Annotated in this window: 24 protein-coding genes and 1 pseudogene; 17 read left to right on the forward strand and 8 right to left on the reverse strand. The window is 62.8% G+C overall.

The genetic code is table 11. The features are described from left to right. Positions 1-4: 4 nt before the first annotated feature. On the reverse strand, positions 5-970 hold the full coding sequence (locus M6D32_RS09795) for a LysR family transcriptional regulator (RefSeq protein WP_298255700.1): 966 nt from the start codon (positions 968-970) through the stop codon (positions 5-7). Between the two features lie 163 nt (positions 971-1,133). Between M6D32_RS09795 and M6D32_RS09800 the strand changes: the two genes are divergently transcribed. The 12 genes from M6D32_RS09800 (at position 1,134) to M6D32_RS09855 (ending at position 12,644) form a co-directional block, all read left to right on the forward strand. Further along, complete coding sequence (locus M6D32_RS09800) at positions 1,134-2,174, forward strand: class 1 fructose-bisphosphatase (protein ID WP_298255701.1); 1,041 nt, start codon at positions 1,134-1,136, stop codon at positions 2,172-2,174. Positions 2,175-2,186: 12 nt separating this feature from the next. Continuing rightward, positions 2,187-3,062, forward strand: a complete 876-nt coding sequence (locus M6D32_RS09805; protein ID WP_298255702.1) for a phosphoribulokinase — start codon at positions 2,187-2,189, stop codon at positions 3,060-3,062. Further along, entirely contained in the window at positions 3,059-5,104 is a 2,046-nt protein-coding gene (tkt, locus tag M6D32_RS09810; RefSeq protein ID WP_298255703.1) for a transketolase, read from the forward strand. The genes M6D32_RS09805 and tkt overlap by 4 nt, the downstream gene beginning before the upstream one ends. A gap of 30 nt (positions 5,105-5,134) precedes the next feature. Further along, the gene (fba, locus tag M6D32_RS09815) at positions 5,135-6,211 is read left to right on the forward strand and encodes a class II fructose-bisphosphate aldolase (protein ID WP_298255704.1); all 1,077 of its coding nucleotides are present in this window, start codon (positions 5,135-5,137) and stop codon (positions 6,209-6,211) included. Positions 6,212-6,244: 33 nt separating this feature from the next. Further along, the gene (locus M6D32_RS09820) at positions 6,245-7,705 is read left to right on the forward strand and encodes a form I ribulose bisphosphate carboxylase large subunit (RefSeq protein ID WP_298255705.1); all 1,461 of its coding nucleotides are present in this window, start codon (positions 6,245-6,247) and stop codon (positions 7,703-7,705) included. A gap of 13 nt (positions 7,706-7,718) precedes the next feature. Next, positions 7,719-8,141 carry a ribulose bisphosphate carboxylase small subunit gene (locus M6D32_RS09825; RefSeq protein ID WP_298255706.1) on the forward strand — a complete coding sequence of 141 codons (423 nt, stop codon included), beginning with the start codon at positions 7,719-7,721 and terminating at the stop codon, positions 8,139-8,141. A 12-nt stretch (positions 8,142-8,153) separates the two neighbouring features. After that, on the forward strand, positions 8,154-9,101 hold the full coding sequence (cbbX, locus tag M6D32_RS09830) for a CbbX protein (protein WP_298255707.1): 948 nt from the start codon (positions 8,154-8,156) through the stop codon (positions 9,099-9,101). Next, on the forward strand, positions 9,098-9,820 hold the full coding sequence (locus M6D32_RS09835; RefSeq protein ID WP_298255708.1) for an HAD-IA family hydrolase: 723 nt from the start codon (positions 9,098-9,100) through the stop codon (positions 9,818-9,820). The genes cbbX and M6D32_RS09835 overlap by 4 nt, the downstream gene beginning before the upstream one ends. Before the next feature lie 231 nt (positions 9,821-10,051). After that, complete coding sequence (locus tag M6D32_RS09840; RefSeq protein WP_298255709.1) at positions 10,052-10,732, forward strand: GntR family transcriptional regulator; 681 nt, start codon at positions 10,052-10,054, stop codon at positions 10,730-10,732. 15 nt (positions 10,733-10,747) lie between these two features. After that, complete coding sequence (locus M6D32_RS09845) at positions 10,748-11,671, forward strand: ABC transporter substrate-binding protein (RefSeq protein ID WP_298255710.1); 924 nt, start codon at positions 10,748-10,750, stop codon at positions 11,669-11,671. A 28-nt stretch (positions 11,672-11,699) separates the two neighbouring features. Next, positions 11,700-12,080 (forward strand): cupin, encoded by a 381-nt coding sequence (locus M6D32_RS09850; RefSeq protein WP_298255711.1) that lies wholly within the window; start codon positions 11,700-11,702, stop codon positions 12,078-12,080. A 39-nt stretch (positions 12,081-12,119) separates the two neighbouring features. After that, a complete protein-coding gene (locus M6D32_RS09855) occupies positions 12,120-12,644 on the forward strand; it encodes a flavin reductase family protein (RefSeq protein ID WP_298255712.1) in 525 nt (174 codons plus the stop codon). On the opposite strand, the gene M6D32_RS09860 is transcribed toward M6D32_RS09855, so the two are convergent. Continuing rightward, the gene (locus tag M6D32_RS09860; protein ID WP_298255713.1) at positions 12,529-13,212 is read right to left on the reverse strand and encodes a MarR family winged helix-turn-helix transcriptional regulator; all 684 of its coding nucleotides are present in this window, start codon (positions 13,210-13,212) and stop codon (positions 12,529-12,531) included. The two genes, M6D32_RS09855 and M6D32_RS09860, sit on opposite strands and share 116 nt — an antisense overlap. A gap of 182 nt (positions 13,213-13,394) precedes the next feature. Here M6D32_RS09860 and M6D32_RS09865 point away from each other — a divergent pair, with 182 nt between their 5' ends. Next, positions 13,395-14,900 carry a 4-hydroxyphenylacetate 3-hydroxylase N-terminal domain-containing protein gene (locus tag M6D32_RS09865; RefSeq protein ID WP_298255714.1) on the forward strand — a complete coding sequence of 502 codons (1,506 nt, stop codon included), beginning with the start codon at positions 13,395-13,397 and terminating at the stop codon, positions 14,898-14,900. 106 nt (positions 14,901-15,006) lie between these two features. Next, positions 15,007-16,275: an MFS transporter gene (locus M6D32_RS09870; protein WP_298255715.1), complete on the forward strand. Its 1,269-nt coding sequence runs from the start codon at positions 15,007-15,009 to the stop codon at positions 16,273-16,275. Between the two features lie 60 nt (positions 16,276-16,335). Here the strand turns inward: M6D32_RS09870 and M6D32_RS09875 are convergent, their stop codons facing one another. The 6 genes from M6D32_RS09875 to M6D32_RS09900 all read right to left on the reverse strand — a co-directional run bounded on the left by M6D32_RS09875 (position 16,336) and on the right by M6D32_RS09900 (position 22,472). After that, on the reverse strand, positions 16,336-17,505 hold the full coding sequence (locus M6D32_RS09875; RefSeq protein WP_298255716.1) for an MFS transporter: 1,170 nt from the start codon (positions 17,503-17,505) through the stop codon (positions 16,336-16,338). Between the two features lie 116 nt (positions 17,506-17,621). After that, positions 17,622-18,227, reverse strand: coding sequence for a MarR family winged helix-turn-helix transcriptional regulator (locus M6D32_RS09880; protein ID WP_298255717.1), 606 nt, complete (start codon positions 18,225-18,227; stop codon positions 17,622-17,624). A gap of 78 nt (positions 18,228-18,305) precedes the next feature. Continuing rightward, complete coding sequence (locus M6D32_RS09885; protein WP_298255718.1) at positions 18,306-18,983, reverse strand: DUF2848 domain-containing protein; 678 nt, start codon at positions 18,981-18,983, stop codon at positions 18,306-18,308. A gap of 136 nt (positions 18,984-19,119) precedes the next feature. Beyond that, positions 19,120-20,316, reverse strand: a complete 1,197-nt coding sequence (locus M6D32_RS09890; protein ID WP_298255719.1) for an amidohydrolase family protein — start codon at positions 20,314-20,316, stop codon at positions 19,120-19,122. 14 nt (positions 20,317-20,330) lie between these two features. Further along, positions 20,331-21,809 carry a 4-hydroxyphenylacetate 3-hydroxylase N-terminal domain-containing protein gene (locus M6D32_RS09895; protein ID WP_298255720.1) on the reverse strand — a complete coding sequence of 493 codons (1,479 nt, stop codon included), beginning with the start codon at positions 21,807-21,809 and terminating at the stop codon, positions 20,331-20,333. A gap of 66 nt (positions 21,810-21,875) precedes the next feature. Continuing rightward, positions 21,876-22,472 (reverse strand): amino acid synthesis family protein, encoded by a 597-nt coding sequence (locus M6D32_RS09900; RefSeq protein ID WP_298255721.1) that lies wholly within the window; start codon positions 22,470-22,472, stop codon positions 21,876-21,878. A 237-nt stretch (positions 22,473-22,709) separates the two neighbouring features. On the opposite strand from M6D32_RS09900, the pseudogene M6D32_RS09905 reads away from it, so the two are divergent. The 3 genes and pseudogenes from M6D32_RS09905 to M6D32_RS09915 form a co-directional block, all read left to right on the forward strand. After that, positions 22,710-23,144 (forward strand): annotated as a pseudogene (locus tag M6D32_RS09905) (ABC transporter substrate-binding protein); the annotation flags it as partial. Next, positions 23,110-23,880: an ABC transporter substrate-binding protein gene (locus M6D32_RS09910; protein WP_298255722.1), complete on the forward strand. Its 771-nt coding sequence runs from the start codon at positions 23,110-23,112 to the stop codon at positions 23,878-23,880. The pseudogene M6D32_RS09905 and the gene M6D32_RS09910, both read left to right, overlap by 35 nt. 192 nt (positions 23,881-24,072) lie before the next feature. Continuing rightward, positions 24,073-24,951, forward strand: a complete 879-nt coding sequence (locus tag M6D32_RS09915; protein ID WP_298255723.1) for a branched-chain amino acid ABC transporter permease — start codon at positions 24,073-24,075, stop codon at positions 24,949-24,951. Positions 24,952-24,953 lie beyond the last annotated feature (2 nt).

Below are 24,953 nucleotides of genomic sequence, written 5' to 3' on the forward strand. Positions count from 1 at the left end.
GTCCTCACAGGCCGGTAAAGCTGACGCTCCGTTCCGGCCGCAGGAGCTGAGCGGACGGCAGGTAGCGACTGCCGTCCTCGGCGAGGAATTCCAACATCGCCTGCGCCGGCGGAAGCAATGTCTTGTCCGCCCGGCGCACCGCATGCCATTGCCGCATGATCGGCAGGCCGGCGACATCAAGAACCACGAGCCGCCGATCGGCGAGCTCGCTCGCCACGGTGTGCAGCGAGATGAAGGCAATGCCTAATCCCGCAATCACCGCCTGCTTGATGGTTTCGTTGCTGTCCATCTCCATGCCGATCTTCGGCTGCAGATCGCTGGCCTGAAAAAATTGCTCCATCAGCATGCGCGTGCCGGAGCCGCGCTCGCGCGTGATGAAGGTCTCATAGGTCAAGTCAACGACCGCAAGGCCCAAGTCCCTGGCAAGCCAGTGATCGGCAGCGGCAATGATCACATGCGGATGCTCGCCCAGTAGCCTCTTTTCCACCGGCACGTCCGGCGGAGGCTGGCCCATGATCGCAATGTCAAGATCGTAACCGCGCAGTGCCTGACGAATATCCTCGCGATTGCCGACCTTGAGCACGATGTCGATCTTCGGATGCTGTTTCGAGAATGCGGCGATCGCGAACGGCACAAAGCATTTCGCCGTCGAGACGGCGCCGATCGAAACGCGGCCGCCGCTGCGGCCGGCGATCATGTCGAGCGTCTGCTCGCAATCGACCAGCGACGCTTCAATGCGTTCGGTCAGCGCCATGACCTCGCGTCCGGCATCGGTCAGCCGCATTCCCTCGCCGGTTCGCTGAATCAAGGGAAGACCCGCCAGGGCTTCGAGATTGCGAAGCTGCAACGTCACCGCAGGCTGGGTGAGATTGAGCGACCGCGCGGCCGCCGTGACCGAGCCCATGGCATGCACCGCGCCGAGGGCGCGCAACTGCCGGATCGTCAGATCGCGTCGAAAATGGACTGCCATGCTGACCTTTATAAGAAGGACTTTGGCCGGACCCAAGATATTGAAATTTTACTTATTGCTCAATGGCGGCGTTTCATAGCGGCGACCCGCACAACGATCTCCGGCTGCGCGGGTGATCAGGCAAAGCCCTCCCTGAAAAGGGCGCCACCGCAGGGAACGACCAATGGACCACCAGCCCCCGACGTTGGACGCGTATCTCGACGGCGCCGCCCCCTCTATCCCCCAGGGAGATGCTCTGGCGAAGGTGATCTCCCGCCTTGCCAGAGCGGCTGTCGAACTGGCCAGCCTGATCGCAGCCGGTCCTCTCGTCGGCATCGATGGCCGGTCGAGGGGCACCAATTCGGGGGGTGACGCGCAAATCGACCTCGACATCGCGGCCAATGCGCTGATGTGCAGCACGCTCCACAACACGCCGGTCGCCGCGATCGTCTCCGAGGAAACCGAGTTGCCGGAGATCCTCGATTCCGAAGCCGCGTTTTGCGTGGCAATCGATCCACTCGATGGGTCGGCCAATCTCGCCAACAACATCTCGACCGGAACGATTTTTTCGATCCGGCCACGATTGCGCGACGCGTTGTCGTCATTCTTCGAGCCGGGCACGACGCAGCTTGCCGCCGGGTGCTTCATCTATGGCCCCCAGACGACGCTCGTGCTTGCGCTCGACCGCAGCGTCGAGATTTTCCTGCTCGATCGCGCGAGGGGCGAATTCGTTCTGATCCGGCGCAATGTTCGCATCCCCGCGCGCAGCACGGAATTCGCCATCAACATGTCTAATCGCCGGCACTGGAACGGCGCGGTGCAGGCCTTCATCGAGCAATGCCTGCTCGGCGCAACCGGAGAGCACGGCGAAGACTTCAACATGCGCTGGATCGGATCGCTCGTCGCCGAGACGTTCCGTATCCTGGTGCGCGGCGGCGTATTTCTCTATCCCGCCGACGCGCGCCGCGGTTATCGGGAGGGGCGACTGCGCCTGCTGTACGAAGCGCATCCCATCGCGCTGATCGTGGAGTGGGCCGGCGGCGCCGCCTCGACGGGACGCGACCGCATTCTCGACCTCTCGGCGCGCATGCCGCATCAGCGCACTCCGCTGATCATGGGTTCGGCCGGCGCGGTGCGCGATCTCGACCTGATGCACTTGCGGACTCAGCCACTGTTTGAAAGTAGCGACGCGCCTTTGTTTGCGCGGCGCGGGCTGTTTCTCTGAAAGAGGCCAAGCATGTCGCGCCGGCACCCCATCATTTCCGTCACGGGCTCTTCCGGCGCTGGCACCACGTCGGTAAAGCGGACCTTCGAGCAGATCTTCCGCCGCGAGAACGTGACCGCGGCCTATATCGAGGGCGATGCATTCCATCGATACGACCGCTCCGAAATGCGCAGCAGGATGTCGGAAGAAGCCGAACGCGGCAACCGGCACTTCAGCCACTTCAGCCCCGAAACCAATCTGTTCGAGGCGCTCGAGAAGACGTTTCGCGAGTATGGCGAATCCGGCACCGGATTGACGCGCCACTACGTCCATGATGCCGAAGAGGGGGCGCTCTATGGCGGCGAGCCGGGCACGTTCACACCCTGGGCGTCCCTGCCCGCCGATTCCGAATTGCTGTTCTACGAAGGCCTGCACGGCGCCGTAGTGACCGGAAAGGTCAATATCGCGCAGCATGCCGACCTCAAGATCGGCGTCGTACCCGTCATCAACCTGGAATGGATCCAGAAGCTGCATCGTGATCGGTCACATCGCGGCTATTCGACCGAAGCGGTGACCGACACCATCCTTCGCCGCATGCCGGACTACGTGAACTACATCTGTCCGCAGTTCACCGAGACCGACATCAACTTCCAGCGCATTCCGACGGTCGACACCTCGAACCCGTTCATCGCCCGCTGGATCCCGACGCCCGACGAATCGATGGTGGTGATCCGCTTGAAGAATCCGCGCGGCATCGACTTTCCTTATCTGCTGTCGATGGTCCCGCACAGCTTCATGTCGCGCGCCAATTCGATCGTGATTCCCGGCTCGAAGCTCGATCTCGCGATGCAGCTGATTCTTACTCCGCTGATCCTGCAACTCATCGAACGCAAGAGACGCTCACTATGACGGTCCACTCCGCCGCCGCACTGAACAGCGTCCACGCCCTTCCGTCGCAGGTTGCGATGGCCAACGCGGTGCGTTTCCTTGCCGCCGACGCGGTCGAAAGGGCCAAGTCGGGCCATCCCGGTATGCCCATGGGAATGGCCGACGTGGCGACCGTGCTGTTCTCCCGCTTTCTCAAATTCGATGCAGCCGATCCGCACTGGCCGGATCGCGACCGCTTCGTGCTGTCGGCTGGCCACGGCTCGATGCTGCTGTATGCGCTACTGCATCTGACCGGCTATGAGGCGATGACGCTCGATGAACTCAAGCGCTTCCGCCAGTGGGGTGCGAAGACGCCCGGCCATCCTGAATTCGGTCACACCGAAGGCGTCGAGACCACGACCGGACCGCTCGGACAGGGGCTTGCGACCGCGGTCGGCATGGCGCTGGCCGAGCGGATGCTGAACGCGCGCTTCGGCGACGACCTGGTCGATCATTTTACCTACGTGATCGCCGGCGACGGCTGCCTGATGGAAGGGTTGAGCCAGGAAGCCATCTCGCTTGCCGGCCATCTGAAGCTGTCGCGCCTGATCGTGCTGTTCGACGACAACCACATCACCATCGACGGCGCGACCTCGTTGTCCTGCTCCGACGATCAGTTGATCCGCTTCCTTGCTTCCGGCTGGTCGGTCCGACGCGTCGACGGCCACGACCAAAAGGCGATCGCGCAAGCGATCGGCGAAGAACGCGAGACCAATCGTCCCTCGCTGATTGCCTGCCGCACCGTGATCGGTTACGGGGCGCCGACCCGCCAGGGTACGGAAAAGGTCCACGGCGCGCCACTCGGCGGCGAAGAACTCGACAAGGCGCGCGAGGCCTTGCAGTGGCCGCATACACCGTTCGAAGTTCCGGGCGAATTGCTGGCACGCTGGCGCGCGGTCGGCGCCCGTGGCCGCATTGCCCGGCATCGCTGGATGGAACGGCTTGAGCAGCGCGACGAATTCGCTCGTGATGATTTTGACGATGCCCTCAAGGGCGAAGCCGGCAGCGACGTCGGGTTTGCCCTGCGCGAGATCGAATGCCGCTTTGCGGACGAACGGCCGAAGATTGCAACCCGCCAGGCGTCGCAGCAAGTGCTGGAGGCGATCACGAAAGCCTCGCCGAATTTGCTCGGCGGCTCCGCGGACCTGACCCACTCGAATCTGACGCTGACGCGCGTGCAGCAACCGGTGCGGCCCGGAGCCTATGACGGCAACTACATCCATTATGGCATTCGCGAGCACGCGATGGCGGCCGCGATGAACGGCATCGCATTGCATGGTGGATTCATTCCCTATGGCGGCACGTTCCTGGCGTTTTCAGACTATAGCCGGCCGGCGATCCGTCTCGCCGCGCTGATGGGCGTGCGCGTCATCCACGTGATGACCCATGATTCGATCGGGCTCGGCGAAGATGGACCGACGCACCAGCCGGTCGAGCATCTCGCATCCTTGCGCGCCATCCCGAATCTCCTGGTGTTTCGTCCGGCGGATGCCGTCGAGACGGCCCAGGCCTGGGACTGTGCCTTGCGCGCGGCGCGCCAGCCTTCGGTGCTGTGCTTATCCCGGCAGGCGCTGCCTGTGCTCGATCGAGCGTTTGCCCCGGAAAATCCGGTCGCCCGGGGGGCTTACGTGCTCACAGAGCCCGAGCATCGGCGAGACGTGACGTTGATCGCGACAGGATCGGAAGTCGCGATCGCGACCGACGCGGCCATGCTGCTCGGCGCGCGCGGCCTGCGTGCGGCCGTGGTGTCGGCCCCCTGTTTCGAACTGTTCGAACAGCAGCCTTCCAGCTACCGCGCCGCCGTGCTCGGCCATGCGCCGCGGGTCGGCGTCGAAGCGGCGGTCGAGGGCCTTTGGCGAAAATGGATCGGCGAAACCGGTGAGTTCGTCGGCATGAAAGGCTTCGGAGCTTCGGCGCCCGCAAGCGAGCTCTATGCACACTTCGGCATCACGGCCGAAGCGGTCGCCGCAGCCGCCGAGCGAGCGGTCACGGAAGCGAGGTCCGCAATCCCGATACCCGCCTAACAGAACAAACGAAACGTCTGGAGTGAAACGATGGCGAAAATCACCTTGCGGCAATTGCTCGATGACGCCGCCGAGCGCGGCTATGGCGTTCCGGCGTTCAACATCAACAACATGGAACAGGGGCTCGCGATCATGGAGGCCGCCGACGCCGTCGACGCGCCGGTGATCATTCAAGCTTCGCGCGGCGCCCGGTCCTACGCCGGCGACATTATGCTGTCGCGGATGATCGACGCATTGGTCGAAATGTTTCCACACATCCCGCTTTGCCTGCATCAGGATCACGGCGACAGCGAAGCCACCTGCGCCACCGCGATCCAGCATGGCTTCACCTCGGTCATGATGGATGGCTCGCTCAGGGCCGACGGCAAGACCGTGGCCGGCTACGCCTACAACGTCGACATCACGCGTCGCGTGGTGCAGTTGGCGCACTGGATCGGCGCCTCGGTCGAGGGCGAACTCGGCGTGCTCGGCTCGCTCGAACATGGGGGAAGCGAAAAGGAGGACGGCCACGGCGCCGAAGGGGCGCTGAGCCACGACCAGTTGCTGACCGATCCCGACCAGGCTGTTGAGTTTGTCGGCGCGACGAACGTCGATGCGCTTGCCATCGCGATGGGCACCTCGCACGGCGCCTACAAGTTCACGCGCAAACCCGACGGCGAAATTCTCGCCATGCGCGTGGTCGAAGAGATCCATCGCCGGCTCCCGAACACGCATCTGGTGATGCATGGCTCGTCGTCGGTGCCACAGCCGCTCCAGGACATGTTCAACGCCTTCGGCGGCGAAATGCCTCAGACCTGGGGCGTCCCGATTGAGGAGATCGTGCTCGGCATCAAGCACGGCGTGCGCAAGGTCAATATCGACACCGATTGCCGCCTCGCGATGACAGCCGCCTTCCGCAAAGTGGCGCAGCAATCGAAAACCGAATTCGACCCGCGAAAATTCTTAAAGCCGGCGATGGACGCGCTGGGCGGTCTCTGTCGCGAGCGCTTCGAGCAGTTCGGAACGGCCGGCAACGCAAGCCGTATCCGGTCGATCCCGCTTGCCGAAATGGCGCGCCGCTACCGCTCGGGCGCGCTCAACAGCGAACGCATGACGGAAGCGGCCTGAGGGGGCCCGTGGTGAAAACAGAAGGAGTGTCAGATGAAGCATGAGTCGATCACGGTGCGTGGCAAGGATCGCTACAAATCCGGCGTGATGGAATACAAGCGCATGGGCTACTATGAGCCGAATTATGAGCCCAAGGACACCGACGTCATCGCGCTATTCCGCGTGACGCCGCAGGATGGCGTCGACCCGACCGAGGCCTGTGCGGCAGTCGCCGGCGAATCCTCCACTGCGACCTGGACCGTGGTGTGGACCGATCGCTTGACCGCGGCAGAGAAATACCGCGCCAAGTGCTATCGCGTCGATCCGGTGCCGAATTCGCCGGGGAGCTACTTCGCCTATATCGCCTACGATCTCGACCTGTTCGAGCCGGGCTCGATCGCCAACCTATCCGCGTCGATCATCGGCAACGTGTTCGGCTTCAAGCCGCTGAAGGCGCTTCGGCTCGAGGACATGCGGTTTCCCGTTGCGTATGTGAAGACGTTCCAGGGGCCGGCGACCGGGATCGTGGTCGAGCGCGAGCGGCTCGACAAGTTCGGCCGTCCGCTACTGGGCGCGACCGTGAAGCCGAAGCTCGGGTTATCGGGCCGCAATTACGGTCGCGTTGTCTATGAGGCGCTGAAAGGCGGTCTCGACTTCACCAAGGACGACGAGAACATCAACTCGCAGCCTTTCATGCACTGGCGCGAACGCTTCCTCTACTGCATGGAGGCGGTCAATCGCGCGCAGGCCGCAACCGGCGAGATCAAGGGCACCTATCTCAACGTCACCGCCGCGACGATGGAAGACATGTACGAGCGTGCCGCTTTTGCCCGCGAGATCGGTTCCAGCATCATCATGATCGACCTCGTGATCGGCTACACCGCGATCCAGTCGATGGCGAAATGGGCGCGCAGGAACGACATGATCCTGCATCTGCACCGCGCCGGCCACTCCACCTACACGCGGCAGCGCAGCCATGGCGTATCCTTCCGCGTCATCGCCAAGTGGATGCGGCTCGCCGGCGTCGATCACATCCATGCCGGCACGGTGGTCGGCAAGCTCGAAGGCGATCCCAACACCACGCGCGGCTATTACGACGTGTGCCGCGAGGACTTCAATCCAACCAGGCTCGAGCACGGCATCTTCTTCGACCAGCGCTGGGCCAGCCTGAACAAGCTGATGCCCGTCGCTTCCGGCGGCATTCACGCCGGCCAAATGCACCAACTGCTCGATCTGCTCGGCGAGGATGTGGTGCTGCAATTCGGCGGCGGCACGATCGGTCATCCGCGTGGCATCCAGGCCGGCGCAATCGCCAACCGCGTTGCGCTGGAAGCCATGATCCTCGCGCGCAACGAAGGCCGCGACTACGTGCACGAGGGTCCGGAGATCCTGGCGAAGGCGGCGCTCTCCTGCACGCCGCTACGCGAAGCGCTCGAGGTCTGGAAGGACGTCACCTTCAATTACGAATCGACCGACTCGCCCGACTTCGTTCCGACCCCCAGTCTCGCGATGTGAAAGGAACCTTACAATGCGTATCACCCAGGGATGCTTTTCGTTCCTTCCCGATCTGACCGACGAGCAGATCAAGAGCCAGGTTCAATACTGCCTCGACAATGGCTGGGCCGTGAACATCGAGTTCACCGATGACCCGCACCCCCGCAACACCTACTGGGAAATGTGGGGACTGCCGATGTTCGACCTGCGCGATGCCGCCGGCATCATGAAAGAACTCGGCGATTGCCGGCGCGTCTATGGCGATCGCTACATTCGCATCTCCGGCTTCGATTCGAGCCATGGCTGGGAGTCGGTGCGGATCTCGTTCATCGTCAACCGGCCGAAAGAGGAGCCGGGATTCCGGCTCGATCGGCAAGAAGCGGTTGGCCGCAACATCCGCTACACGACGCGGGCTTACGCTGCCGATCGTCCCGAAGGCGAGCGCTACCAGTCATAAGGGTCGGCAATCATGGCTCATCCAAATCTCCAGGCTGTCGGGCGCGAAGGCAGCGGCGAATCTGTCCCCTCCTCCATCGACCTGCGGCAGGAATTCGACGCCGTCGAGATCGCACCGATCCTGGCGCAACTCGACCGGGAATTGATCGGGCTTTTGCCGGTGAAAAGCCGCATCCGGGAGATCGCCTCGTTGCTGCTGGTCGAGCGGATTCGCCGGAAGATGTCGCTCGCCAATACCTATCCGACGCTGCACATGTCGTTCACCGGAAATCCCGGCACCGGCAAGACGACGGTCGCGATGCGGATGGCCGGCATCCTGCACCGGCTCGGCTTTGTCCGCCGCGGCCATGTCATCAGCGTCACGCGCGATGATTTGGTCGGCCAGTACATCGGTCACACCGCGCCAAAGACCAAGGAGATCCTGAAGAAGGCGATGGGCGGCGTCCTGTTCATCGACGAGGCCTATTATCTCTACCGGCCGGAGAACGAACGCGATTACGGTCAGGAGGCGATCGAGATCCTGCTCCAGGTCATGGAAGCGCAGCGCGAAGATCTTGTCGTGGTGCTCGCCGGATACCGCGACCGCATGGAACGATTCTTCCAGAGCAATCCCGGCTTTCGTTCGCGCATCGCCCACCACATCGATTTTCCGGACTATTCCGAGGCGGAATTGCTCGCAATCGCCGAGTTGATGCTGGTCGAACAGAACTACCGGTTCTCACCCGAGGCGCGGGACGCCTTCACCCGCTACATCGCGCTGCGCAAGACGCAGCCGCTGTTCTCCAACGCACGCTCGATCCGTAACGCACTGGACCGGATTCGCCTCAGACAGGCCAACCGGATTGTCGCTCACCTCGACCGCGTTCTCACTTCAGATGAGCTGATGGCGATCGAGGCGAATGACGTACTCGCCAGCCGGGTTTTCTCCGGCGGATTCGACAAGGAGAGGACCGAGCCGTGAATGTCGAGACACTGTCGGTACTGCTACGCCCGCGCAGCCTGAAGGACCGGATCGCCGATGCTGCCGTGTTGATCCTCGATGTCGACGGCACGCTTGCCGAGACCGAGGGCATTCATCGCCGCGCCTTCAACGCGGCATTCATCGAAGCTGGTTTCGACTGGTATTGGGACCAGCGGACCTACAAGAAGCTCCTGCGCACAACCGGCGGCAAGGAACGCATTCAGGCCTTCGGCCGGACGCGCTATCCCGGGATATGCCTGTCCGATTCTGAAGTCGCCAAGCTGCATCGGACAAAGACACGGCACTACGGCCGGCTGATCGCCCAGCACACCTGCCGGCTGCGGCCCGGCGTCGCGGCCTTGATCCGCAATTCCCGGGCTCGTGGCCAGACGCTCGCGATCGCGACCACGACGACATACAGCAATATCGACGAGCTGTTGTCAGTAGCGCTGGAGGCAAACTGGTGCGACCTGTTCGCCACCGTCGTTGCCGGGGACGATGTGGCACGCAAGAAGCCGGCGCCAGATGTCTATCTCGAGGTCTTGGCAAGGCTCGGTTACGGCGCGAGCGAGTGTCTCGCGATCGAAGATTCTGCCAATGGCCTGAAGGCGGCCTCGTCCGCTGGAATTCCCGTGTTGATCAGCCGCAGCGAATATTTTCGCGATGACGATTTCTCAGGTGCACTGGCGGTCGTCGACGATCTTACAGAACTCGGATAGCCGCATCTAAGGGTGTCAGCGGCGCAGGTGGGATCACGGGTCCCAATTCGCGGAACTGGAAACGATCAACCGCCGGCAGCAGACGAGACCACCCTGAAAGGCCCAAGGAAAAGGCCTGCCGGGGTGACTTGACTCGTTTGGCGCGGTGAAATATCACAATCATATCTGCGTAATTTCACCGCGGGTGAAGGACATCCGCGAGGCTGAAACGCACGAACCGCCGGTGCTCGAATGACGATCCGAAACCCGACGCGCAAGCGGTTGGCTCCCGAACAGCCGGGCACATCCTCGCTATTGGAAACTGCATATGAAAAAATCAAGCGGCAGATCACGGCCTGCGAGTTTCGTCCCGGCGACCACCTCAACGAGGCCGAGCTTTCCGAGCGGCTCGGGATTGGGCGTACGCCGGTGCATCAGGCAATCGACCGGCTGATGATGGAGGGGCTGGTGCAGGTGATGCCGCGCAAGGGTATCCTCGTAACTCCGGTCAGCCTCGACGTCGTGGTGCAAACGATCGAAGTGCGGCTGCTCAACGAGTGCCATTGCGCGCGGCTCGCCGCCGAACGTGCGAGCGAGAAGGAGATCCGCATCCTGGACGATATTCTTGCGCGGGCGGAGAAGGTGCTGCCGCGGCGTAATTCCGAGCGGCTGATGCGGCTCGATCGTGAATTTCATGGCGCAATCGCGCAAGTCTCGCGCAACGCCGTGCTTGCCGACGTCCTCGGACGGCTGCACGACAAATCGTTGCGCTTCTGGATTCTGTCATTGAATACGCCGGGCCATCACGCGCGCGTCCACGCACAGCATCGCGCGATTCTCGATGCCATCCATGCGCACGATCCGCTTGCCGCCGAACAGGCGATGCGCGACCACATCGAAGATTTTCGACGCAACCTTCTCAGCAGCATCTAGGTGCAGGACACTCCAATGAAGATCGCAGTTCCGGACCTGATCTCGAATTCGTATTTTCCAGCCGCTGCCGCGGTCGAGCTGGGATTTTTCAAGCAGTTCGGTCTCGACGTCTCGCTCGAACTGATCTTTCCGGTCGACAAATCCTATCATGCGCTGCGCGCCGGCGAGATCGATTTCGTGGCTGGCTCGGCGCATTCGGCATTGGCCGCGTTTCCGGAATGGGATGGTTGCAAGTTGCTCTGCGCGCAGGGCCAGGGCATGTACTGGTTTCTGGTCATGCGCGCCGATCTCGATCCGAAGCGCGGCGATCTCTCTATCGTCAAGGGCCGCCGCGTCGGCGCGGCGCCGTGGGTCGACATGGGCTTGCGACGTCTGCTGGTCGAAGCGGGCATCGACCTAGCACGGGAAAACGTGACCATTGCACCGGTTCCCGGCGCGACCGGGTCGAGCGTGAATTTCGGCTTGACGGCCGCCAAGGCTCTTGAAGAAGGCAAGATCGATGGCTTCTGGGCGAACGGCATGGGCACCGAAGTCGCGGTGCGCCGCGGCGTCGGGAAGGTCGTTATCGACGTGCGCCGCGGCGACGGTCCGAAAGCTTGCTTCAATTATACGATGGCGTCGGTCGCGGCGAGCGACCTCCTCATCAACGATCGTCCCGACGTCGCGGCGAACGCCGTGCGCGCGATCGTCGCCACTCAGGCGGCGCTAAAGGCCGAGCCCGAACTGGCCGCCAAAGTCGGTGCAAAATTCTTTCCCCCCAACGAGGCGTCGCTGATCACCGATCTGATCCGCCGCGATCTGCCCTACTACGACGCCAGCATCTCGCCGGCTTTCGTCGAAGGGATGAACGGCTTCGCGCGCGACGCCGGTATCCTGTCCGGCCACCCGAGCTACGGGCAGGTCGTCGCCACCCAGTTCGCCGATCTCTGGAAACCATGAAACACGCGAAATCATTAGGAGAGCCTTGATGGCCATCAACAAGCTGCACGACGAGTTCCACACCCTCGACATGAACTCCGGATGGGAAGTGCCCGCGGGCTATCCCTCCGGGATTCAGCAGAAGATCCTTTCCGGCGCACTCGATGAGAAGAACAAGCGCGGAAGCCGGACACGGCTGCTGCGCTTCGATCCCGGCGTTTACACCACAGCGCCTTTCGTTCACGAATACTGGGAGGAAGTCTTCCTGGTTCAGGGCGACCTCACCGTCGGCAATGACGCCAAGGGAAAAGGCGGCGAAGGCTTCAGGCCGTTCACCTATGCGTGCCGTCCGCCGGGCGCCTATCATGGTCCCTTCCTTTCGAACGGCGGATGCCTCTTGATGGAGATCCACTACTTCGATCCGGCGTAACCAGGAACCACGACCGATCGCATTGCAGGGAGAGCCGCCATGACCTTTACAGATCGGGAATTCCGCGACGCACTGGGCCAGTTCGCGACCGGCGTCTGCGTGATCACGGCGGAGGTCGACGGCATTCTGCTCGGCTCGACGGTAAGTTCGTTCAACTCGGTCTCGCTGGCGCCCCCGCTCATCCTGTTCAGCCTGGCGCGGGCGGCCCAGACTCTCGACCTATGGCTCAAGGCAACGCACTTCGGCGTCACCGTGCTGTCCGAAAGCCAAACCGACCTCTCCAACCGATTCGCGCGCGGCGGCGCCGACAAGTGGGCCGGGCTGGCACCGTTCCGCGGCAAGAGCGGGGTGCCCCTGCTCCGCGGCGGCCTGGTGACTTTCGAATGCAAGACCTACGCGACCTATGAAGGCGGCGACCACGAGATTATGCTGGGCGAGGTCCTCGAATTCAGCCGGACGATCTCGACGCCTTTGCTTTTTCACGGCGGACGCTATCGGCGCCTTCATTCCGATGAGGCGATCGAGACTCCGCCGAATATTGACGTTTGGCTCCACGGCTGGTGACAGCAGACCCGTCCGCTGCGGGCGGCTGCTCCTTGCGCTGGAGCTGACGCTTTCGGATCTCGGCAAGTGCGCTCTCCGAATTCAGGATGAGCTGCCGTGCAACGCGCTGTGTGGTCTTGAGCGCCTCAGGATCGATATCCTCAAACAGCACGTCGTTGATGAGACGGATGAACGGCGCGATGCGGGCAACCTCCTGCTCGCCGCGCGGCCGAAGAAAAACGCGCACGCTGCGTTTGTCGACCGGGCTCGGCCGCTTCACCAGAAGGCCGGCTTCCTCGAGCCGCCGGACCTCGGTCGTCACGTGGGTCGAGGCGAGCGCGACGTGATCGGCCAGACCGCGGATCGTGACCCCACCAGAGCCCTGCGACTGGGCCACCCCCATCAGTACGACGAATTGACTAGGCGTCAGGTTCAGCTCCTTGCCGAAGGCGTCCCGGCAAGCGAGCAGACGCCCGACGCACTGCACCATCGCATAGATACTGCGGCGAAAGTCCGCATCCGACCCCTGAACCAGGAATTCTTTCCGGGAGACGGTCACGGGAGCCCTGTAGACGTCGGGTTTAGGCATTTGGCATCCTGAGAATCGCCAGAAATCTGTAACGCTCGCGTTGAAATATCACGCCCCCATCAGCATTGACAATGTCCGACATATAGCTACAGTTCGTATCTGTTTGATGTAGCATAAACGACAGCGCGACAACCGGCCCTTCGGCCGGCGCGACTGTCACATCATAGGGAGGGGAAATCGAAATGACCGTGACGGCATCCAAACCGGTCGAAGTCAACGCGACGACGCCGCTGCGAACTGGCGCGTCATTTCTCGATGACCTGCGCACCGGCGGGCGAACGGTGTTCGTCGACGGCGAGTTGGTGCGCGACCCGACCAGGCATCGCGCCTTTGCGAACGGAGCGCGGACCTTCGCGAGGCTGTTCGACTATGCCGCCGCCCCCGAAAACAGGGAGCGCATGACCTACACTTCGCCTGACACCGGCGGGCCGGTATGGCGCTGCTTCCAGATTCCGCGCACGCATGCCGACCTGCGTGCCAAGCGTCTCGCCGCCGAGGGATGGGCCGAGCAGACCTTCGGGCTGATGGGCCGTACGCCGGACCACGTGGCGAACTTCTTCGCCGGCTATGCCGCGAAGCCCGAATTTTTTGCGCGCGGCGGCGCCGGCTATGCCGAGAACGTCGTAAATTTCTACAAGCACATTCGCGACAATCACAAATACGTCGTCTATGCGATCGTTCCTCCGCAGATCGACCGCAGCAAACCCGGACACCAGCAGAGCGATCCGACGCTTTACGCAGGCGTCGTCAAGGAAACCGACGCCGGGATCGTCGTCCACGGCGGCCAGCAGCTCGCGACCGGCGCGGTCTTCGCCGACTATGTGCAAGTGAGCTGTATCCATCCGCTGCGTCCGGGTGACGAGAACTATGCGATCAGCGTCGCAATCCCGCTAGACGCGCCGGGCGTCAAGCTCTACTCGCGACGCGCCTTCGCCATGCAGGCGACCAGCGCGGAAGACTATCCGTTGACCAGCCGCTTCGACGAGACCGACTGCTTTGTGGTTCTCGATAATGTGCTGGTGCCCTGGGAGCGTGTGTTCATCTACCGCAATACGGAGCTGTGTTTCCAGCAGTGGTGGCAGACGCCGTCGCACTCCTACGGCAATCATCAGGCGCAAGCCCGCTACGCAACCAAGCTTCGCTTCCTGCTCGGTCTTGCCAAGCGCATGAACGAGGCGACCGGCAACGATGCCGCACCGCCCGTGCAGGTCGAAATGGGCGAACTCGCCGCCTATGCGTCAATCGTCGAGAACATGCTGCACTCGCACGAGACGGTGGCACCGATCGACGAGGACGGCATCCTGTGGCCGTCAAAGACGGCGCTCTATGCCGTGATGGCGTTGCAAGGCCAGATCAACCCGCACATGATCGACATTGTGCGAGAACTGACCGGAGCCGGGATGATCACCCTGCCCTCCTCGATGCGCGACTTCGAGAACCCGGAATCGGCCGCGGACATCGAACGCTATTTCGTGTCGGGCAAGATGGGCGCCCGCGAGCGCGTCCGTTTGATGCGGCTCGCCTGGGACTTCATCGGCACCGAGTTCGGCAACCGCCATCAGCAATACGAGAAGTTCTATGGCGGTGCGTCGTACCTCGTGAAGACCAACATGTACCGCGCCTACGACTTCAAGCGAGCGGGCGGCCTCGTCGACGCGGCACTGAACCTGCCGCCGGTCGTCTCCTGACGCCCAGAGCGAGGCGGCGCCGGGATCGTGCGCCGCCTCGTCCACCAAATGCGCAAACGCACGCCGCAGCGATAACGCGGCCGTCACAAGGAGAAGGGGGAAACATATGACAACGGACGTGGAAATGGGCGGCGTCGCCGCCTCAAAAGCCGGCACTTCGGCGCCGGCAGAGGGAACAGCGTCACCGCTGCGCTGGATCATCGCGCTCATCCTGTTCCTCGCGGTGATATCGGCGTTCTTCGATCGCATCAGCGTCGCCGTGTTGTTCACCAACAAGGAATTCCAGGACGCCTTGGGCACGGGCTTCAACCCGACGCTTCTCGGTCTCCTGATGACGGCTTTCGTGTTCGCCTATGGCTGCTCGGGGGTGTTTCTGTCCTTCATCGGTGACCTGTTTGGGCTCCGGCGCTCGCTGGCGGTCGGCACCGCGTTCTGGGGCGTCTTCATGACGCTGATGGCGGGCGCCGGATCGTTCACCTCGATGTTGTCGATGCGCATTCTGCTCGGCGTCGCCGAAGGCCCGCAGTTTTCGATCACCAATTCGCTGATCAAGCGCTGGTTTCCGCGGCGCGAGCAGGCACGCGCCAACTCTATCTGGATGATCGGCAGCCCGCTCGGATCGGCGATCGGATTCCCGCTGATGATCTTCCTCGAGACGAACTACGGCTGGCGCGCCGCGTTCCTGTTCCTCGCACTGCTCAATATCGTGGTGATCCTGCCCCTGATCCTGTTCTTCCTGCGCGACAATCCGCCGGGGGTGGCGGCACCAACGACGCCGGCGGCGCAGTCGTCGTACCTGTCGCAGGTCGGTCTCTACTGCCGCGACTGGCGTTTCTGGATGATTGTGATCTTCAACTCCGCGGCGCTCATCTATCTGTGGGGCCTCAACAGCTGGCTACCGACCTATCTCATCAAGGTACGCGGCTTCGATCCGCGGCACACGAGCCTGTATTCTTTCCTGCCGTTCTTTCTGATGTTCCTCGGTGAGGTCCTCGCGGCAACGGTGTCGGACAAGATCGGCCGGAGGGCCATCGTTTGCCTCGTCGGCCTGTTCGGCGCCGGCGCCGCGATGTACGTCGTCTCCATCGTGCCTGATGCGCAGACCGCGGCAATCCTGATTGCGGTGAGCGCCTTCTTCTGGGGCTCGGCGCTGCCGCCCTTGTTCGCATTATCGCTGCAAATCCTGCCGCCGCGCGCTGTCGCTTCGGGGGTCGGTGTGTTCAACGGCGTCGGCAACATCGTCGGCGCGTTGTCGCCAGTGGTGATCGGAGCGCTGATCGCACATACCGGCTCGTTCCATGCAGGCCTGATGGTGCTGGTCGGCGCAACCATCATTGGATCTCTTGCAATGATTCCGCTGCTGCGGCGCTACTGATCTCAAAAACAATCGGCGGCCGCCCTTGCGCGGCCGCCGACCATATTTCAGGATGGCGCGTCATCGCTCCTTCGGCCGCGTGAACCTCGGCACCGCGACCAGGATCGGAAAGCTCCCGAGCAAAATCGGGATGAGCGAAGCGTTGATACTGCCCGCCAGATCCCACACAACTCCGGACAGAAACGAAACCAGCATCGCGAAGCCGTAGGCGATGGCAAAGGCGGCCGCCGATGTCCGCGCGACATCGTTGGGGTTGTCGCAAAGCATCGGGGCGAGAGCCAATCCCAGGACCAGCGCCGCGCCGAGCGAAAATCCGGCCAGACCCGCCCAGAAGATTGTCCAGGTGCTCGCGGTCGTCATGATTCCCACGACGCAAGCGGACGACACCACGCCCAACACCATGTATGGCCATCGCTTGCCCTGCAACTTGTCGGCTGTCACCAGCAGGAGAAGCGAGGCAGGGATCTGTCCCGAGTTGACGGCTGTCAATGTCGCGCTGACGAGTTCCTGGTGGCTGCTTGCGCTCAGATGCGCGGGCAAAAATCCATTAAGACAGAAATAGGTGCTCGTAACGCTGCCGAAAGTCAGTCCGATTTGCCAATTGAGACCGCTGTTTAACTGCGGCAGCCAGCTTGCTGAATGCTTTGGCGCAACATTTGCCGCTGGCCTTGGAGCCAGCATCGTAACCGTTACAGCCGTGGCGATCAGGGGAAGAACCCACGCACTCAACGCCAGACGCCAGCTTTCGCCGAAATAGGGCACCAACAGCGGAAGCATCGTGGCAACGGGGATGATCTCGCCCATGATCAGGCCGTTGGTGTAGATGGCCGTTCCGAACGTTGATCGCTCCGGCGCCCATTCGCGCACCGCCGCCGCCATCGATGGTTGCATGACCGCAATCCCGATGCTCATGAGCACGGTCGTCACGTACAATTGCCACGCGTTGCCCGCGCCGCTTCGAAGTAGCGTCCCGCACGCCGCAATCAGAAGACCGCTCACGAGCGCGCCACGCACGCCCATCCGGCCGACAAGGATCGAGCCCGGCGCGGCGAAGATCGCAAACACGACAACGGGTATGCCGGACAGCAAACCTATTTCGGTGCCGGACAGGTTGAGATCGCGCTGGATCAGCGAAATCACCGGCGGGATCGACAAAACCGTCAGCCGAAGACTGACGCCGCAGATCCACAGCAGAGAAAAGGATCTACGCGCCGTGACTATACTGTCCACTGGTCTTTCCTTCTGCGGTCCATCCGGCTCATGACACGAGTCCGTCCGCCAACGTGCCTGGCTACCGCATGCGGGCGTTCTGGACGTTGCGCTGTCGCCGGCACACAACGTGGCGCTCAAGCCACCTTCGTCGCTTCCTTGATCGATGACTTGTATCGTTGCAACGCGAAGGCCTTGTCGCTGGAATCGATCAGCGTCTCCAGGATACGGGAAATTGCCTGAAAATCCTCGCGGCTAAGCGGCCCGAATTCGACATCGTTGATCTCGCGCTGATAGGGCGCGAGCTTGCGCAGGAGCGCCTTGCCCTTCTCGGTGATGACGAGCGAAATCCGCCGCCGGTCGACGTTGTCCTGGTTCTTTTCGACAAGGCCGAGCGTCTGCAGCTTGCTGGTTACCGTGGTGACGAAGGCGCCGCTCATATGCAGATGATCCGCGATCGTCTTGACGTTGACGTCGCCGTCGAGGCCGAGGTGACCGATCGAGATCAGGATTGTGTATTCCACGCCTGCGAGGCCGATCTGCCTGGCATGGCCGTCCCGGATCGACTCATGCCGGGCCATGAAAGCGAAAAGGTTATGCACGAGTTTGCGAAAATCGCGATCGGTGCCGTCGCTCAGAAGCTCTGGCCGGGTAACGGTCAGCGGCAACCCGCCGCGCAAACTGGTCGGCTCAGCGCGGCGCGGCGTTTGCCCTCGCTCTGTTTTGGCTTTTTGGCGCGACACCTGCGTTCTCCGAATGGCATTCGATTGATTGGCGAGAGTAGGCTTGAGCAAACACTTAGAAAATTTTAAAGGGATGGATCAAGTGACCACCGGCAGGACGTCGATATCGTAGGCATGACGCAGCGTACGACTGTGGACGGGATCCTCCAGCTCGATCTCGAACCGGCTCGCCGGACGGATGCCGCCGATCGCAGCCAGCGTACCGCAGAACATGATAGCGCCCGGCGGAAGCGCCGCGCCATACCGCGCAATCAGGTCGGCCGGCGCGCGCATGCCGGCGAGCGTGCCATCCTGGTAGGTGACGCGGTGGCCGTCGATGGTGACGAACGCCCGCAGCCGCAACTGGTCCCAGTGACCGGCGACATCGTCGAGCAGCCAGAGCTCGCGGCCGACCGGTTTCGGGCAGAGCTGCTTGGAGAGCGCGATCCCCATTGTTTCGGCCTTGCGGTCGGTGTGATCGGAGCCAACCGTCAGCCACAGCCGCCCGCCATGCGCAACCACCACGGGCTCGGCCTCGCCCGATGTATCCGGCCCGAGCGCCTCGACGCGCACGCTCTGTGTTACGTTGAGCGCGCTGTTGCGGTAGAATACCGGAACGGACGACGGCCGCGGCACTCCGATGGCGGCAAGCTCCTCGATATGATGGCGTAGCGCCGCCTCGTCGCGGCCGGTCCAGCCGGCAACGATCAGGGTAGCGACGTCGAAGCCGATCCGCTCACCGGCGCCATTTTTCGGCGCGATCTGAAATTCGAGCATGCCTTCCAAGTCTCCGCAAAACACTTTTAAAACTAGCTAAGTTATGGAGTATATAACCCATCGCCGTTCCGGAGGCCAGCTTGGGTCCCCGCAAATTGCGCAATGCTGTTGGTCTGTGAAGCTTTCTGCGATCGCCTCAGTGCGCCGCGGCAGCAAAATCCTGCATGACCGATGACTTCGCGACGCGCGCCTTGCGCGTGGTCGCAGGCGTGTTGCGGCTGCGGCCGACGAAGCGCGGCACGCCTGCGGTGACGACCGCGCCGATCGCAGCGATGTCGCCATGCTTGATGGCATCGAGCGCACTATCTTGCGTGCCGCCATCCGGCGCATCGAGCAGCACGATGTCGGCGGCATGGCCCGCCTTCAACAAGCCGCTGTCGAGCCGATAGACCCGCGCATTGTTGCCGCTGGCCGCGCAGATCGCCTGTTCAGGCGTCATACTGGTCAGGCTCGCTAGGTGCGCCATGGTGTAGAGAATGCCGAGCGGCATGATGCCGCTGCCGGTTGGCGTATCGGTTGCGATGATGAAGCGATCGAACGCATTGAGCTCCAGCGCCAGCTTGCCGCACAGCAGCGTCGTCCGCAGGTTACCCGCGGTGCAGACCTGAAGCGCGATCTCGCTCTCGCGGATCACACGCTCGAAATCGCGGTCCGGCATCGCCGTCGGGCCCCCGTTGATATGGAACGAGACGTGCGGATGCATTTTCAGAAGATGATCGCCGGTGATCGCACCCGAACCCGGGATCGATGATCCGCCGGTGTGGCACGTGGTGATCAGGCCCGCCGCCTTGGCGCCGGCGACCAGCGGCACGTAGTCATATGCTGTCTTTACCGCGCCGAACCCGGCCTTGGCGAGGCCAACCCCTTTCGCGGCGAGTTCGACAAAGTCTTCATCCTTCAGGCCGGGCTCAAGGATGACCGATCCTGCGATCACGCGCATGCCGCCGGGACGGTAGTCGGCAAAGCAGCGCTGCGCGGCAACCGCGAGCGCCTTGACGCCTTCGGCGTCGCGCGGTCGGCCCGGCACGTGCACCTCGGAAGCCGAGATCGACGTGGTCACGCCGCCATGCAGATAGCTTTCGAGATAGCCGACGGTGCGCTGGCGCGGCGTATAATCGCCAAACGTGATGTGCACGTGGGAGTCGATCAGGCCTGGAATCGCGGTCATGCCGCCGGCGTCGATCACGACGTCGCAAGCCTCGACCGCAGGCGCATTGGCCGTGCCGACACCGACGACCTTGCCGTCATGGGCAATGACGGTGTCGCCCTGAACGAACGGAAAGCGCCAGTCGCCGGAGACGATTGTCCCGAGATTGGTGATCGCGACTTTCATGCCATCCTCCCCGCCTAATGCTTCACTCCGCCCAACTCGCTTTCCAGTGAGTACGATCCCATCAGGTTTTCGACCATCGCGCTCGCGCCGCTCCAGTCGTAGGTGCGGAAGCAATGACCTGCCGTGACGAAGCGCGCCCCCGCATAGAACATCTCATATTGCTGGTGCCGTGAGCCGAATTCCGAGCCAACCGCATCCCAGCAGGCCTTGAGGAACTTGACCTTGTCTTCCGGCTCGAGCTTCGCCGCGCGCTGGGTGGTCTGGATGATCTTGTTGAGCATGGGATCGCCGAAATCCCTGATCGACGACGGCAGCATGATCATCGCGCCGCCCGAGAGCTCGCGGATCGCATTGACGAATTGCGGATAAAGGTCCTGTGTCAGCACCTGCGCCGAATACATGAAGTGCTTGTTGGGCACCCAGTATTCGCCGGCCTTGGAGCCGCTTGCCTCCATGCCAGACAGCATCGCTTCGACCATGCCGGCCTGGGCTGCCATGTAGCCCAGCTTTTCGCTCACGGACGGAATGTTGGTGGTGCCGATCGCTTCGGTCAGCTTGCGGGCGAGACCGGCGAGGAAGCGGATCTTCACCGAGAGGCGGATCTGCGCCTGGTAGTTCTGATACGAGTGGCCCCAGGTATCGTGGAATTGCTGGCGGCACACATCGGTGTCGCGATAGACGAACAGCCGATCCCACGGCACCTTGACGTCATCGAAATAGATCAGCGCGTCGTTTTCGTCGAAACGCGACGAGAGCGGATTGTCGAACATCGATACCGCCGACGCTTCGTAGGACTTGCGCGACAGCACGCGGATGCCCTTGACGTTCATCGGCAACGCACAGGAGAAGGCGAGATCCTCCTCGCCCGGCTTCAGCGGCTGCAGATTCGCGACCAGGACCTCGTTGGCCATGATCGAGGACGTACCGAGCATCTTGGCGCCGCGGATCGTGATGCCGGTCGAATCTTCGTCGACGATGCGCGCGACGAGGTCCGATGACTGATCACCCCAGTTCTTGGCGCGCTCGGCCTGCGGGTTGATGATCACGTAAGTGAGGAAGATATCGTTCTTGGTAGCGTAGTCGACGTAGTCTTCCAGCGCCTTGGCGCGTTGCGGTCCGTGCTTGCGGAAGATCTCGATGCCCATGCGCTGGCCGATCAGGGCGGAGGCCACGTGATCGGGGGAACGGCCCATGAAGCCATAATGCACGCCGGCCCAGGCTTGCAGTGCCTTGCGGCGCGTCACCATCTCCTCGTAGCTTCTGGGCATCTGCCAGGCGCGGTTGACACGGCGGTTCGAGCCTTCGGGCATGAACGTCATCAGCTCGACGTTTTCAGGTCTGGCCTGGTAGTCGTAGAGCGCGGCCGAGGACTGTACCGCATTACGGAACGCAGGATGCGTGGTGACGTCCTTCACGAGCGCGCCGTCGATGTAGACCGTGCGCCCGTCGCGCAAGGAGGCGATGTGCTCGGCACCTGTCTTTGCAACCGTCATGTTCCGCTCCACCTGATGGCTTTTGTTTCTTGATAAGACCGCAATCGCCGGCCCACCGGCGAGCAGCTAGGTCAGCCCGTCCTGCCCGTTGATCTCCGCTGCCGACAGGCCGCCAACGCGCTGGTTCGGCCGTCCGCGCGTCGCATACACCGCGATGATTGCGATTTCGTTCGGCTGCGGCGCATCGTGCAGCGTCAGCGTCATGCCGTCGTAATGCGAGCGCACGTAAAGCGCATCCTTGTGCGCCAGCGGAATGTCGATCATGGCGCCGGGCGCGGCGCGCTTGGTCATCGAGGAAATCCAGGCCTTGCCGCCGCCGACCGCCTCGCGCATCACGTTGCCAAACACCGTCGTGAGCATGGCGTTGCCGTGCTCCTGCTCGCCGTTGCTGCCGACCAGGGCGGCCTTGCCGTAGCTGACCGCCTGATCCGGCGCCAGCAGGCGCACGGCGATGGCGCAGATCTCGCGGCCAATCGCTTCGCTCGCCCGGGTCAGCGGCGCGAGGTCCTGCACAAAGCGTCCGGCAAAGGGATTGTCGATGATGGCGGCCGCGGCGGCCTTGCGCAGTGGCGGCAGAATGTCGCGTCCGTCGGCCACGCGCGTCTCATCCAGGAAAGTCAGCACGCGCTTGATTCTTATGGTGTCGACGTCCTTTTCGGCCATCGCGCATCCTCCCAAGTGCTAATCTACCTTCCATAATTACATAACTAACGAAGCTTTTCAAGCTCGCTTTCTGGTGCTAGCTTCCCGCAAGTAAGGCCTGAGGGGAAGCTGCTTGGGCGGACCTCCTCTCGGTAATCGCAGGGATCGCGAACAACGCGACTAAACGGGAGATTCCGCATGACGTCCAGATTGATCAGAGTGCTCGGTGCCGCGGGACTCACGGCGGCACTATCGGGAATGATCGCAGGCAACCCGGTTCACGCGGCCGGTCCCGAGATCGTGCTCGGCGCGATCGTGCCGTCGAGCGGTCCGTTCGCCGAATGGGGCCGCACCAACACGGCGACGCTGCAAATGCTGGAGAAGCAAGTCAACGATGCCGGCGGCATCAACGGCGCGAAACTCCGCATCGTCATCCTCGACGACGCCACCAAGCCGGCGCAGGCGACCAACGACCTGCGCAAGCTCGCCGGCGACGACCATGTGCTCGCGGTCGCCGGCCCCCTGACGTCGAGCGCCGCGGAAGTCACCTTCCCGGTCGCCAATGAAATGAAGGTGGTTTCGACTTCGCAGGCCTCGTCGAAACCCGGCGTCGCCAAGCTCAACCGCCCCTGGGCGTTCCGCAACACCATCGACGAAGGTGTGCTCGGCCGCACCACGGTGCCGTATTACAAGAAGGCCTTTCAACATCAAAACCGTCGCGATCATCTTCGACGCCAAGGACGCAACCGCCGCCACCGTCGGCAGCAAGATCATGCCGGGCCTGATGAAGGAGAACGGCATCGAGGTTCTCAACGCCAACGGTCCCCTTTCCTTCAACACCGGTGATCTCGACGTCAGCGCCCAGGTAACCAAGATCAAGGCGCTTAATCCGGATGGCGTCGTCGTCAGCGCCGACTACAGCCAGGCCGTCACCGTGATCCGCGAGATGAAACGCCAGGGCGTCATCAAGCCGGTGGTCGGCTCGACGCAGCTGATTTCGTCGGCGATCCTCAAAGCCGCGCCGGAAATTCCGATCGTGGCGCCGGCGAGCTTCTATGCCAGCATGCAAGGCGACAAGCCGCAGGCGTTCGTCAAGGAGCTGACGCCGATCCTGCGCAAGATTTCGGGCCTGCCCGCCGAGATCGAGCCCTCGATGTACGATGCCAACATCTACGAGATCGCCAGCATCTACGTCGACGCGGTCAAGAAAGCCGGCGTCACCGGCAAGCCGGAAGATCTTGAGGCCGACCGCACCAAGATCCGCGATTACATGACCAAGCTTTCGGGCTTCGCCGGGCTCGGCGGCCCGATCTCCTTCAATGCGGACGGCGACGCCATCAAGGCCTTCTACATCGTGCAGGGCCAGAACGGCGCGTGGCAATCGAAGGTGCGCGGCTGCAGCGCGCCGGATGGCAAGCAGGGCTGCTGAGGGAACACAACTGTCGTCGCCCGGGTTGACCGGGCGACCCAGTAACCGACGGTGCTGAAGGACGTTCGCGACTGTACGCCGCATACACCGACTTCACCATCGAAGCTGCTCACTACTTCATCGCCCAGTCAAGCCGGGCGATGACAACAAAAAACCAACGACGCAATCCTTATCTCCGTTAGGGACACTTAGGTGCTGATCCAGCAACTCGTGAACGGTCTGACGCTCGGCGCAGTCTACACGCTGATCGCGCTTTCCTTCTCGCTGGTGATGGGCATCCTCGGCGTCCTCAACCTCGCCATCGCCGAACTCTTCATGCTCGGCGGTTATTTCGGATTTGCCGTCCTGATGGCGCAACTGCCGTTGCCGCTCGCGCTCATTGCCGGCATGGCGGGCGCGGCGCTGGTGGCGGCGATCGTCGAGCGCATCGGCTACCAGCCGTTTCGCGCGGCACCCGTCGTGACGCCCATGCTGTCGACGCTTGGCTTCTCCATCATCCTGCAAAATGTCGCAACCAACGTCTGGGGCTCCGATCCGCTGCAACTCACCGACGAGGTGCTGAGCGGTCGCTTCAACATTGGCCCCGTCAGTGTCAGCGCGATCCAGCTCACGGTGCTGGGCGTCACGGTGCTGCTGGTGGCGCTGCTGGCGTTTCTGGTGCAACGCACCTCGATCGGCCGGGCGCTACGTGCGGTCGCTGAAAATCGCGACGTTGCTCGGCTGCTCGGCGTGCCTGCGGGCCGCATCACGCTGATCGCCTTCATGCTGTCGGGCGCGCTCGCGGGTGCGGCGGGCGTTCTGATCGGCGTGCATTACGCCGCGATCACGCCCTATATCGGTGTCGAAATAGGCCTCAAGGCGATTGCGGTGATGGTGGTCGGCGGCACCACGCGGATCTGGGGCGCGCTGATCGCGGGTCCGCTCATGGGCGTGGTAGAGGTGATGACGGTAGCTTACGGCGGCTCGCAGATCCGCGACTTCGTGGTCTATGGCTTCATGATCCTGATTCTGCTGCTTCGCCCGCAGGGGCTGCTTGGCGGCGGTCGCAGCGACCAGGGTCAGAGGGTCTGACC

The sequence above is a fragment of the Bradyrhizobium sp. genome, from assembly GCF_027307225.1.
Taxonomy (GTDB): domain Bacteria; phylum Pseudomonadota; class Alphaproteobacteria; order Rhizobiales; family Xanthobacteraceae; genus Bradyrhizobium.

Coding starts and splice junctions, on each gene's coding strand:
- M6D32_RS09795 (WP_298255700.1), bottom strand. CDS start 970: ATGGCAGTCCATTTTCGACGCGATCTGACGATCCGGCAGTTGCGCGCC.
- M6D32_RS09800 (WP_298255701.1), top strand. CDS start 1,134: ATGGACCACCAGCCCCCGACGTTGGACGCGTATCTCGACGGCGCCGCC.
- M6D32_RS09805 (WP_298255702.1), top strand. CDS start 2,187: ATGTCGCGCCGGCACCCCATCATTTCCGTCACGGGCTCTTCCGGCGCT.
- tkt (WP_298255703.1), top strand. CDS start 3,059: ATGACGGTCCACTCCGCCGCCGCACTGAACAGCGTCCACGCCCTTCCG.
- fba (WP_298255704.1), top strand. CDS start 5,135: ATGGCGAAAATCACCTTGCGGCAATTGCTCGATGACGCCGCCGAGCGC.
- M6D32_RS09820 (WP_298255705.1), top strand. CDS start 6,245: ATGAAGCATGAGTCGATCACGGTGCGTGGCAAGGATCGCTACAAATCC.
- M6D32_RS09825 (WP_298255706.1), top strand. CDS start 7,719: ATGCGTATCACCCAGGGATGCTTTTCGTTCCTTCCCGATCTGACCGAC.
- cbbX (WP_298255707.1), top strand. CDS start 8,154: ATGGCTCATCCAAATCTCCAGGCTGTCGGGCGCGAAGGCAGCGGCGAA.
- M6D32_RS09840 (WP_298255709.1), top strand. CDS start 10,052: ATGACGATCCGAAACCCGACGCGCAAGCGGTTGGCTCCCGAACAGCCG.
- M6D32_RS09845 (WP_298255710.1), top strand. CDS start 10,748: ATGAAGATCGCAGTTCCGGACCTGATCTCGAATTCGTATTTTCCAGCC.
- M6D32_RS09850 (WP_298255711.1), top strand. CDS start 11,700: ATGGCCATCAACAAGCTGCACGACGAGTTCCACACCCTCGACATGAAC.
- M6D32_RS09855 (WP_298255712.1), top strand. CDS start 12,120: ATGACCTTTACAGATCGGGAATTCCGCGACGCACTGGGCCAGTTCGCG.
- M6D32_RS09860 (WP_298255713.1), bottom strand. CDS start 13,212: ATGCCTAAACCCGACGTCTACAGGGCTCCCGTGACCGTCTCCCGGAAA.
- M6D32_RS09865 (WP_298255714.1), top strand. CDS start 13,395: ATGACCGTGACGGCATCCAAACCGGTCGAAGTCAACGCGACGACGCCG.
- M6D32_RS09870 (WP_298255715.1), top strand. CDS start 15,007: ATGACAACGGACGTGGAAATGGGCGGCGTCGCCGCCTCAAAAGCCGGC.
- M6D32_RS09885 (WP_298255718.1), bottom strand. CDS start 18,983: ATGCTCGAATTTCAGATCGCGCCGAAAAATGGCGCCGGTGAGCGGATC.
- M6D32_RS09890 (WP_298255719.1), bottom strand. CDS start 20,316: ATGAAAGTCGCGATCACCAATCTCGGGACAATCGTCTCCGGCGACTGG.
- M6D32_RS09895 (WP_298255720.1), bottom strand. CDS start 21,809: ATGACGGTTGCAAAGACAGGTGCCGAGCACATCGCCTCCTTGCGCGAC.
- M6D32_RS09900 (WP_298255721.1), bottom strand. CDS start 22,472: ATGGCCGAAAAGGACGTCGACACCATAAGAATCAAGCGCGTGCTGACT.